The 9,358-nt window shown below is 62.5% G+C and carries 11 protein-coding genes and 2 pseudogenes; 11 read left to right on the plus strand and 2 right to left on the minus strand.

What is annotated here, in order from left to right; all coding sequences use genetic code 11:
- Nucleotides 1–11: 11 nt before the first annotated feature.
- Entirely contained in the window at nt 12–1,262 is a 1,251-nt protein-coding gene (locus QZZ02_RS01295; protein WP_291841745.1) for a cache domain-containing protein, read from the minus strand.
- 81 nt (nt 1,263–1,343) lie between these two features.
- The gene (locus QZZ02_RS01300) at nt 1,344–1,913 is read right to left on the minus strand and encodes a MarR family winged helix-turn-helix transcriptional regulator (RefSeq protein WP_291841746.1); all 570 of its coding nucleotides are present in this window, start codon (nt 1,911–1,913) and stop codon (nt 1,344–1,346) included.
- A gap of 141 nt (nt 1,914–2,054) precedes the next feature.
- Between QZZ02_RS01300 and hppD the strand changes: the two genes are divergently transcribed.
- From hppD to QZZ02_RS01350, 11 genes and pseudogenes are all read left to right on the plus strand, one after another.
- Nucleotides 2,055–3,134, plus strand: a complete 1,080-nt coding sequence (gene hppD / locus QZZ02_RS01305; RefSeq protein WP_291841747.1) for a 4-hydroxyphenylpyruvate dioxygenase — start codon at nt 2,055–2,057, stop codon at nt 3,132–3,134.
- Between the two features lie 9 nt (nt 3,135–3,143).
- A complete protein-coding gene (locus QZZ02_RS01310) occupies nt 3,144–3,677 on the plus strand; it encodes a VOC family protein (protein WP_291841748.1) in 534 nt (177 codons plus the stop codon).
- Nucleotides 3,678–3,862: 185 nt separating this feature from the next.
- Nucleotides 3,863–3,970: pseudogene (locus QZZ02_RS15030) on the plus strand (DUF4199 domain-containing protein); the annotation flags it as partial.
- A 118-nt stretch (nt 3,971–4,088) separates the two neighbouring features.
- The gene (locus QZZ02_RS01315) at nt 4,089–4,523 is read left to right on the plus strand and encodes a hypothetical protein (protein WP_291841749.1); all 435 of its coding nucleotides are present in this window, start codon (nt 4,089–4,091) and stop codon (nt 4,521–4,523) included.
- Nucleotides 4,520–5,275 carry a hypothetical protein gene (locus tag QZZ02_RS01320; RefSeq protein ID WP_291841750.1) on the plus strand — a complete coding sequence of 252 codons (756 nt, stop codon included), beginning with the start codon at nt 4,520–4,522 and terminating at the stop codon, nt 5,273–5,275. The genes QZZ02_RS01315 and QZZ02_RS01320 overlap by 4 nt, the downstream gene beginning before the upstream one ends.
- Entirely contained in the window at nt 5,272–6,027 is a 756-nt protein-coding gene (locus tag QZZ02_RS01325; RefSeq protein ID WP_291841751.1) for a hypothetical protein, read from the plus strand. Before QZZ02_RS01320 ends, QZZ02_RS01325 begins: the two co-directional genes overlap by 4 nt.
- Nucleotides 6,024–6,803: a hypothetical protein gene (locus QZZ02_RS01330; protein WP_291841752.1), complete on the plus strand. Its 780-nt coding sequence runs from the start codon at nt 6,024–6,026 to the stop codon at nt 6,801–6,803. Before QZZ02_RS01325 ends, QZZ02_RS01330 begins: the two co-directional genes overlap by 4 nt.
- On the plus strand, nt 6,800–7,540 hold the full coding sequence (locus QZZ02_RS01335) for a hypothetical protein (RefSeq protein WP_291841753.1): 741 nt from the start codon (nt 6,800–6,802) through the stop codon (nt 7,538–7,540). Before QZZ02_RS01330 ends, QZZ02_RS01335 begins: the two co-directional genes overlap by 4 nt.
- 112 nt (nt 7,541–7,652) lie before the next feature.
- Complete coding sequence (locus tag QZZ02_RS01340) at nt 7,653–8,774, plus strand: DUF3500 domain-containing protein (protein WP_291841754.1); 1,122 nt, start codon at nt 7,653–7,655, stop codon at nt 8,772–8,774.
- Entirely contained in the window at nt 8,771–8,902 is a 132-nt protein-coding gene (locus QZZ02_RS01345; RefSeq protein ID WP_291841755.1) for a hypothetical protein, read from the plus strand. Before QZZ02_RS01340 ends, QZZ02_RS01345 begins: the two co-directional genes overlap by 4 nt.
- A 167-nt stretch (nt 8,903–9,069) precedes the next feature.
- A pseudogene (locus QZZ02_RS01350) lies at nt 9,070–9,358 on the plus strand (hypothetical protein); the annotation flags it as partial.

The following is a 9,358-nucleotide window of genomic DNA, read 5'->3' on the forward strand; positions in this document are numbered from 1 at the left end:
CGCCTCGCCGGTCAGGGCGCGGCGGGTGGCTGTTCGGGGTCGCGGCCCGGCGCGCTGACCGTTTGCGGCCGGGCCGGGCTGGGGACATAGCGACGCATTACCGGCGATGGCGCCAGCGGCTCGAGGAAGGCTCGCACAAGGTGCGAGCGCCGAAGCAGGCCGCGAATGCTGCTGATCACCAGAGACAGGACGAAGATGAAAATGAACAGGCGCCAGCCCCAGCGGGTCGCGATGCCCTTGATCTCGGCGAGATGACTGACCGAGACGAAATACCATTCCGGTCCGGCAATCCGGCTGAAGGCGACCAGGAATTCGCTGCTCGGCGTGCCAACCACACCGCGCGGCCGCGGGTCGTCGCGCAACAGGGCCATGATCTCGACCGGATTGATACCGATCGCGCGGGCCTGCTGGATCGTCTGGCCGCGGGCGATGACATTGCCATCACGGTCAAAAACCAGATTCACCCCGCCGGCCGGCGGCGCTTCCAGCGACGAGGCGAGATGCTCGGTCATGTCAATCGACGTGCCGAAGGCGCCCATCAGCTCGCCGTCGATACGGATCGGCTTGCGGCAGGCCGTCGCCGATCGCTCACCGCCGTCATTGTAGACAAAGCGCGACAGGCGGGTGCATTGCATCAGGCTGTCGGGATTGGTCTCGAGGCTGAACAGGCGCGGATCTTCATCGGCCCGGAGATCGAAATCCGCCGGCGCCTCATAGCGATAGAAGGCCAGTCGGTCCTCGCGCTCGGGCGCAAAGATCACCACGCGCCGGTCTGGCGTGAAATAATAGAGGCTGGAGAAATCCCCAAGATGCGCTTCGCCGAAGGCGCGCACGACATGGAAACCGGCCATATAGCGGCGTTGTTCCTCGACTGTCATGTTTTCGCCGTCACCCAGATAGGCGCCGATCCCGAACACATAGTCGGCCCCGGGCAGCGAACGACCGTCGAACAGGTCAGGATGGCTGCGCCGCGTTCCATCGCCAAAGGGCGGAAAAAGCGCATCGAACTCGTCGGCGATGTCCGTACCGTCGATCAGGGAATGGCGCCGCAGAAAGGCGGCCTCGGCAGCTTCGGTGAGGGTGCGCGCATCGTCGAACAGGGTCTGCTCGCGATCCGCCCGGACGCGGATATAGGATTGCAGCATTTCTGCCCGTGCCGTCGACAGGGACGACATCAGGATATTGTGCGCAGCCAGCCCGGAAATCCCGGCGAAAAACGCCGAGAGCAGGACATGGATGAAAATGATGATCGCCTGACGCACCGAGTACCGCCTTATGTGATTCGTTCTGTTACACCGAAAAACACTAATTTCCGGTGATAATTGATGATCCGAATCTCTTGTCTAGCGGTCTTCTTCCGGCACGGAATTGGCGAGGCGTCTCACAAGGGAACAGAACGCGCCCTGCTCGCCATCATCCATCATCCGGTTGGCGGCGAGCGGCACGGCCTCTACGGCCTGGCGGAGCCCCGCGTAGACCGTTTTGCCCTTGCTGGTCAGATACAAGTGGCTGACCCTGCCATCCGCCTGGGAGGCGCGCCGCACAAGGAGTCCGGCCTCGAGCAGGGCCTTGGTGGCCCGCGAGACAATACCCTTGTCCATCGGCGTCACCGTGACAACCTCGGCGGCCGTGCGTCCCGGTGCCTCGGCGATGGCCGCCAGCACTCGCCATTGCGACAGGTTGAGGCCGGCCTCGCGCTTCACAATGGCCGCGGTCAGGCGGGCGATCCGGTCGGCGAGCACCGTGACCTGGTATGGCCAGTAGTCATTGAGGCGAATCGGCTCGAAACCGGTCCCGGCCCCGACCGCAGCCCCGACCACAGCATCGGATGCGACCGCCTCAGGATCGAGTCGCTCCGTGACGGATTCAGACTGGGCGGAGGCGCCGAAGGCATGGGTATTCATCTGGGTCATGCAAATAATAGTAGTTGCAATCACAACTTGACGCAATAGCAACCAGTAAGGTAATCAAGGACCAAGTTGAACACAGCACGCCGCCGCCCGGATCTCCGGAGCGGCCCGAAGGCGTCGCCCCGACAATCCTGGAGACAAGACATGGCTGACCTGTTCGAAAATCCGATGGGACTTTGCGGTTTCGAGTTCGTGGAATTCACGGCGCCTGAGCGCGGCATCATCGAGCCGATCTTCACCGCGATGGGCTTCACCCATATCGCCAATCACCGCTCCAAGGATGTCGAGCTGTGGCGCCAGGGCGGGATCAATTTCCTGATCAATTACGAGCCGGAGACCCAAGCCTCCTTCTTCGCCAAAGAGCATGGCCCGTCAGCCTGCGGAATGGGTTTCCGCGTCAAGGATGCGGCCCTGGCCTATGAAGAGGCCCTGGAGCGCGGTGCCGAGCCGGTCCTGACCGAGCCGGGCATTTCCGAACTCGTCATCCCGGCAGTGAAGGGGATTGGCGGCGCCTCGGTCTATCTCATCGACCGTTTCGAGGACGGCAAGTCGATCTACGACATCGATTTCAACTATCTTGACGGCGTCGACATCCATCCAGAGGGTTGCGGCTTCAACGTGATCGATCACCTGACCCACAATGTTTACAAGGGCCGGATGGACTATTGGGCCAAGTATTACGAGGACCTCTTCAACTTCCGCGAAATCCGCTATTTCGACATCAAGGGCGAGTATACCGGCCTGGTGTCGCGCGCCATGACGGCGCCGGACGGCCTGATCCGCATCCCGCTGAATGAAGAGAAGTCCGATGCGGTCGGCCAGATCGAGGAATATCTGCGCGAATACAAGGGTGAAGGCATCCAGCACATCGCGTTCTCCTGCGACAATCTCATCGAGTGCTGGGACCGCCTGAAGAAGGCCGGCACCCAATTCATGACCGCGCCGCCGGAAACCTATTACGACATGCTTGAGGACCGTCTGCCGGGCCATGGCGAGCCGACCGAGGAATTCAAGAAACGCGGAATCCTGCTCGACGGGACGACCGAAGGCGGCCAGCCGCGTCTCCTGCTGCAGATCTTCTCTGAGAAAGCCATCGGACCGATCTTCTTCGAATTCATCCAGCGCAAGGAAGACGAGGGCTTCGGCGAGGGCAATTTCAAGGCCCTGTTCGAATCGATCGAGCGCGACCAGATCAAGCGCGGCGTCATCCAGGCTGCCGAATAGGAGGACCCGATGTCCGTCAATCTCAAGCGCATCCACCACGTCGCCTATCGCTGCAAGGACGCCAAGGAGACGGTCGAGTTCTACCAGCGCGTCATGGGCATGGATTTCAAACTCGCCATTGCCGAGAATGAAGTCCCCTCGACCAAGGCACCGGACCCGTACATGCACGTCTTCCTGGACGCCGGCATGGGCAATGTTCTGGCCTTTTTCGAACTGCCCAACTCGCCGGAAATGGGCCGCGACGGCAATACGCCGGAATGGGTCCAGCACATCGCCTTTGAAGTCGAGGACATGGACGCCCTGAATGCCGCGAAGGCGCACATCGAAGCGGAAGGCCTGGACGTGCTCGGCCCGGTCAATCACGGCATATTCAAGTCAATCTACTTCTTCGACCCGAACGGCCACCGACTGGAACTCGCCGCCAATACCGGCACCGAAGAACAGATGGACGAACTCAGACGCGTCGCCCCGGCGATGATCGAGGAATGGAGCCAGACCAAGCGGGCCCCCAAGCACGCCGCCTGGTTGCACGAACAGGATTAGGGCCCGGACCTCTCCTCTATCCTCTATCCTCTATCCTCTATCCTCCCCCCAACCCTCACGTCCCGACCCTTGTCGGGACGTTTTCTTTTGTCCGGGAAGGCCGAGTCCTGTTCCTGACCGCCTTTCCAGTTCGCGTCTTCGCGGCAGGATACGGCGCAAGCGCATGGGGACAGGGCAATTGGTGGTTCCGCCCGCCGATGACCTTCGCGGGGATCTTGCCGGTCGGCGTGCGGGTCAGCCTTGTCTCCGCAGCCCTGCTGCGAAACCCTGAAATCCTGCCGCACCGCGCCTGATCGAGCCCCCTGTCGGACCCGGACAGGTTCGACAAGGACCGCCCCCCCTGCCATCCCCCTTTCACCCTTCGCGGTTTTACTGAAGAGTGACGCATGGCCGGCTGGGGAGACGGCGAAAATGTCTGATTTCGAACTGGCTTTGCTGTTCTCGGAATATCTCAACACGGCCAATTTCATCTTTTCCAACTTCATGGCGCTGGTCTTTGCCATGCTGACCGCGTCCTTCTTCCTGGCCCACAGGATGGAGCGCTGGGTCGCGGTTCTCTTTCTCGTGCTCTACTCGATCGGCGCGGTGATGACCGGGGCCGGCGTGCTCTTTGCCTTCACCGACTTTGCCGCCCTCGGCGTACACATCCACCAGACCGCCAGCCAGTCTGCCGACCTGGCCTGGCTGGGCCCGGCCGGACCCGGCGGAGCCGGCATGGGCCTCATGCCGGTGATGATCTCCACGCTCCTGGTCATGACCTATTTCGGCTCACTGGGCTTTTTCCTGGTCGTCCGCCGCAGACGCATGGACCGTCCCGACGCCGGGCCGGACGAGGCCACACCATGATCCTTGCTCGTATCACCCGTGCGCTGAAAGACCAGAACTGGTTCGCGGTCGCGCTGGAATTCATCATTGTCATCGCCGGTGTCGTGATCGGCTTTCAGGTCACGGCGTGGAATGACGGACGGTCCGAGCGCGTTATCATCGCCGGCCAGCTGCGCGAGGTCCGCGAGGACATTCGGGCGGACCTGATCGCGCTGGAGGAAACCCGTCAGGCAAGCCTCTGGCGCATGCGCGCGGCGGAATACCTGCTGCTGAGTATCGAAAATGAGGGCGAGTTGCGCAGGATTCCTGCCGTGCCTTGGGGCGATGGTCTCGACCGCTCCATCCTGCCCGTCGTCAGTGAGGCCGATCACTCAAGCCTTCTCGCCCGCGTCAATCTTATCCGCGGCGTCACCGGGCGAAGCACCGGGTACGACTCCCTCGTCAATTCGGGCAATATCCGCCTGATCGAAACCGATGCGCTACGCACCACCATCCAGCGTTATTACGCGGGCTATGAGGATTTCGAGAGCAATCTTTCCATCTTCCGCGATATTCGCGCCGCCGCCATTCCCATTCTCTATCGCCATGGCTTCTCCTTGTTTTCAGAACAGGACCTCGCCTCGGTGATCGAGGCAGCAGAAAATGACCCCGCCTTTATCGCCTATCTGCGAACCGGCCGGGAGCTTGGCCTGGGCCAGATCGGCGGCGTGCTCGAGCGCGAAGCGGAAGCGCGCGCCCTCCTCGCCCTCGTCGATGCGGAGCTTGCACCATGATCCTCGCCCGCATCACCGAGGCCCTCCGCGCGCAGAACTGGTTCGCCGTGGCCATCGAATTCGTCATCGTGATCGCCGGCGTGGTCATCGGTTTCCAGATCACGGCCTGGAATGGCGAGCGCGACGACCGCCGGCGTGAAGCCGCCTATGTGCTCGAAATCCGCGAGGATGTGCGGACCGAACTCGCGGAAATCCGGCAATCTCTCGAATCCGCTCGAATGAGGATTGCGAGCGTCAATGCGATTCTGGAAGCGGCGCTCGGGGAAGAGCCCCGATGGACAGTGTACGACGCGCCCGGCATGCCCGCGATGGAACCGGTTGTCCTGCCCGAAGGGATCGGTGACGACGCGCTAATCCTGTCGGCGGCCTATATGAGAACGATTGATCCGGTGCACGGCGCCTGGGACATGATGATGTCGACCGGCGACGTCTCGGTTATGACCGACGCAGATCTGGTCAGGCAGATCCAATCCTATCGCGCGCGTCTGACGAGCGTTGTCGATCTTGAACAGTTCATTCGCACCTTCATGCCGGGCATAGACGCCGAGCGTCGCGCGGCCGGATTGGGGCTTGGCCAAACCATGCCGCTGGATCAGCTCTCCGAGTTGATCCGGACGCGTCCCGAACTGGCCGCCGGATTGCGGACGACACGCAACTTCGCCTTCGTCCAGGTCGATGACCTTCAATCGCTCGAGGCCGAAGCCCTTTCGCTGGTCGATTCGCTCCAGGTCCGGGCCGGAGACGCTCCATGATCCTCGCCCGCATCACCCAGGCCCTGCGCGACCAGAACTGGCTCGCCGTCACCATCGAGTTCGTCATTATCATCGCCGGCGTGGTGATCGGCTTTCAGGTCACGGCCTGGAATGGCGAACGGGAAGCGCGTGCCCGAGCTGATATCCTGACCGCCCGCCTGATCGAGGATTTGCAGGCCGAGCAATGGCGTGTCATCGGCGTCACTACTTATTACGAACAGGTGGCCGATAATGCCGAGCGCGCGCTCGCCACGCTTGAGGGCCGGCGCGAAACCAATGACCGGACCCTGATCGTCGAGGCCTTCCGGGCCACGCAGATCTTCAGCTTCCCTGTCATTCGCACGACCTATGAAGAGCTGGTCTCGACCGGAACGATCGACCTGATCGAAGACGAGGCCCTGATTGCCGCTGCGGTGGAATACTATGAGACCGGTCTGGAAGACCTCAGTCTTCAGAACCGCAGCCGGCACTACCGATGGGCCTTTTTCTCGATCGCGGACCGGGGTCTTTACGACGCCCTCGCCGACACTTGCGCGGAACCGCGGACGATGACGATTGGCGACTATGAAGCCCTGCCCAACATTCTCGAATTTCCGTGCGAGATCGACGGTCATGATGCGGCGTTCGCGGAGATGGCGCAGCGACTGCGTGCCAGTGATACGATCCTGCCCCTGCTGCGTCAGCGCCTGATCGAAACCTCCGTCGAGAGCCGTTCGCAAGTTTACTGGCTGAGACTGTTCGAACGGATCCTGCCGCCCGTGGAGACAACGCCATGATCCTAGCCCGCCTCTCCCGCGCCGTCCGCGAGCAGAACTGGTTCGCGGTCGCGATCGAATTCGTCATCGTCATTGCCGGTGTCGTGATCGGTTTCCAGGTCACGGCGTGGAATGCGGAGCGTGCCGAAGTCCAGCGGGAAGCGGCCTATCTCAGGCAGCTGGAGGTCGAACTGACCACCATTGTCGAGGAACTCGAAGAGGGCGAGCAGGAGGCGGCCGCCTATTTCAGATGGGTCATGCTCTTCCTGGAAGGCGTGCGGACCGGCGATCCGGAGATGGCGCAGGAGGGCTCCTGGGGTCTCAACGCCATCACCGAGGTGGTGTGGGTCAATATGGAACCCGCCGCTTTGACCGAGCTGATCAGTGGCGGCGAGCTCGGCCTGATCCGCAATCGCGAACTGCGCACATCCCTGGCCTCCATTCCCGCCCTGGAAAACGATTCCCGGTCCCGGAGCGATCAGATGGCGGGTCGGCTGGCGCCGGTCGCGGGCGAGATTTCCCGCCATTTCCAGGCGCGGCTTGAAAACCTGGCCGACGCCGCCAACCCGAATTACACGACCGAGACCCTGCAATTCGACTTCGAAACAGTCGCGCAGGACGAGCAACTCCTCAGCCGGATCAATTACGCCGCGCTCCAGAACCGGTTCCAGATCACCCACCTGATGCGCCGGGGCGATCAGTTTGAAGCGATCCGCGACCAGATACGGGCGGAAATCGACGCGCGAGGGCTGCAATGATTCTCACCCGCGCCCTCACGGCGGCCCGGCAAACCGGTCGGACGCGGCCTTGCCAATCCGTGGATGGTAGAGACGGCCCGGTTCACGTAAGACTGTCCCCAGGGGGAAGATCATGAAAACTCTAATTCTTGTCGTGCTGAGCACGCTTCTGACCGGCGCTGCCCATGCGCATCCCGATCACGCCGAGATCGGCATGCAACGCGAAGCCGCCGGCATGGCCGAGGCCGCGGCGGACTTCCTTGCTACGCTGGACGAAGACCAGCGGGCCCGCCTTCTGTTCGACCTCGACGACACCGAGGCGCGCGAGGGCTGGAGCAATCTGCCAACATCGATGGCACCGCGATCTGGATTGCAGATCGCCACGCTCAGCGATGCCCAGCGCATCGCCCTGCACGGGCTGCTGGCGCGCGGCATGTCGAGCGAGGGCTATGGCGAAGCCATGCACATCATGACGCTGGAACCCTATCTTCGGGCCGGCGTCGAGGCCGCCATCGCCGAACGGGGCGACGAGATGCCCGAGGACATGCTGGCGCGGGCAAACGCCATCATGGAGTCCTATGATCCGGAAAACTACTGGGTCCGGATATTCGGGGATCCCGCCTCGGGCACCTGGTCACTCGTGCTGGACGGGCATCATCTCGCCGTGACCGCAACCGTGGTCGATGGCCGGATCGCCTTCACGCCGGTTTTCCTCGGCAATAACCCGCAAATCATCCAGACCGGCCTTTATGCCGGGCGCCGTTCCCTGCAACACGAGCTCGACCGCGTGGCCGATCTGATGGCCTCGCTCGATGCCGGCCAGATGGGTCAGCTGGTCCAGTCCGAGGATACGCAGGACTCCGCCGATTTCGCCGGGCCGGGCTGGGTCCCGGACATGGACGCGGCGCCAGAAGGATTGTCCGCGGCGGACCTGAACGCGGATCAACGGGTTTTGCTGTCCTATGCGATCCGGGAATTCATCGGTGTGGCGACGCTGGCCGCCGGCGATGCCCAGATGGCCCGCATCGAAGCCGGCGGGATGGACATGATCCGCCTCGCCTGGTGGGGGGATTACACGGATCTGTCCCGGCGCTTCATGCTGCGCATCTCGGGACCGTCCCTGCACATCGACTTCACGCGAACCGGTGGCGAGGACCGTCCCAATCATTTCCACATCGTCGTGCGGGATCCGTCCAACGAATACGGCTCGGACTGGCTGCAATCCCACTATGAAGAGGCACACGCGGACGAATGATCCTCACCCGCGCCATTCGCGAACAGAAATGGGTGGCCGTCGTGATCGAGTTCGTCATTGTCATTCTCGGCGTGGTGATCGGTTTCCAGATTACCGAACGGCGCGGTGAACACTGGACGCGCTTTTGACCAATGATCCGGAGGCGGTGAACGATACAGGTTTCGAATTGAGCGCCTCTGCCCGCGTCCGGACCAGCTCGCTGGGCCGCACCAGCCGCTAGCGCTAAGCCTTTTAAATCAGTGTTCGTTTTCTCCTGCGACGTGTGCTAGACGCATGGCCGGGGAGACGACCGGGCATGAATTCATTTCTCGCAGAACTGCGCCGCCGCAACGTCTTCCGCGTGGCCGCCGCCTATCTGGTCGCGGGCTGGCTGGTGATGCAGGTCGTGGCGACCATCGGAGCCGCCGCCGGACTGCCCGACTGGGCCGACAGCCTGGTGCTTGTCCTCCTGATCGGGGCTTTCCCGATTGTCCTGTTTATCGCCTGGGCGTTCGAACTGACGCCCGAGGGCACGAAGAAGACCGAGGCCGCAGACGCGCCCACAGGGTTCAAACCGCTCGGCCCCAGCGATTATGTGCTGATCG

It is taken from the genome of Maricaulis sp., from assembly GCF_015665295.1.
Classification (GTDB): domain Bacteria; phylum Pseudomonadota; class Alphaproteobacteria; order Caulobacterales; family Maricaulaceae; genus Maricaulis.

Bases quoted from the DNA above. Each gene is read 5' to 3' on its own strand.
- QZZ02_RS01300 (WP_291841746.1), bottom strand. From the start codon at position 1,913: ATGACCCAGATGAATACCCATGCCTTCGGCGCCTCCGCCCAGTCTGAA.
- hppD (WP_291841747.1), top strand. From the start codon at position 2,055: ATGGCTGACCTGTTCGAAAATCCGATGGGACTTTGCGGTTTCGAGTTC.
- QZZ02_RS01310 (WP_291841748.1), top strand. From the start codon at position 3,144: ATGTCCGTCAATCTCAAGCGCATCCACCACGTCGCCTATCGCTGCAAG.
- QZZ02_RS01315 (WP_291841749.1), top strand. From the start codon at position 4,089: ATGTCTGATTTCGAACTGGCTTTGCTGTTCTCGGAATATCTCAACACG.
- QZZ02_RS01320 (WP_291841750.1), top strand. From the start codon at position 4,520: ATGATCCTTGCTCGTATCACCCGTGCGCTGAAAGACCAGAACTGGTTC.
- QZZ02_RS01325 (WP_291841751.1), top strand. From the start codon at position 5,272: ATGATCCTCGCCCGCATCACCGAGGCCCTCCGCGCGCAGAACTGGTTC.
- QZZ02_RS01330 (WP_291841752.1), top strand. From the start codon at position 6,024: ATGATCCTCGCCCGCATCACCCAGGCCCTGCGCGACCAGAACTGGCTC.
- QZZ02_RS01335 (WP_291841753.1), top strand. From the start codon at position 6,800: ATGATCCTAGCCCGCCTCTCCCGCGCCGTCCGCGAGCAGAACTGGTTC.
- QZZ02_RS01340 (WP_291841754.1), top strand. From the start codon at position 7,653: ATGAAAACTCTAATTCTTGTCGTGCTGAGCACGCTTCTGACCGGCGCT.
- QZZ02_RS01345 (WP_291841755.1), top strand. From the start codon at position 8,771: ATGATCCTCACCCGCGCCATTCGCGAACAGAAATGGGTGGCCGTCGTG.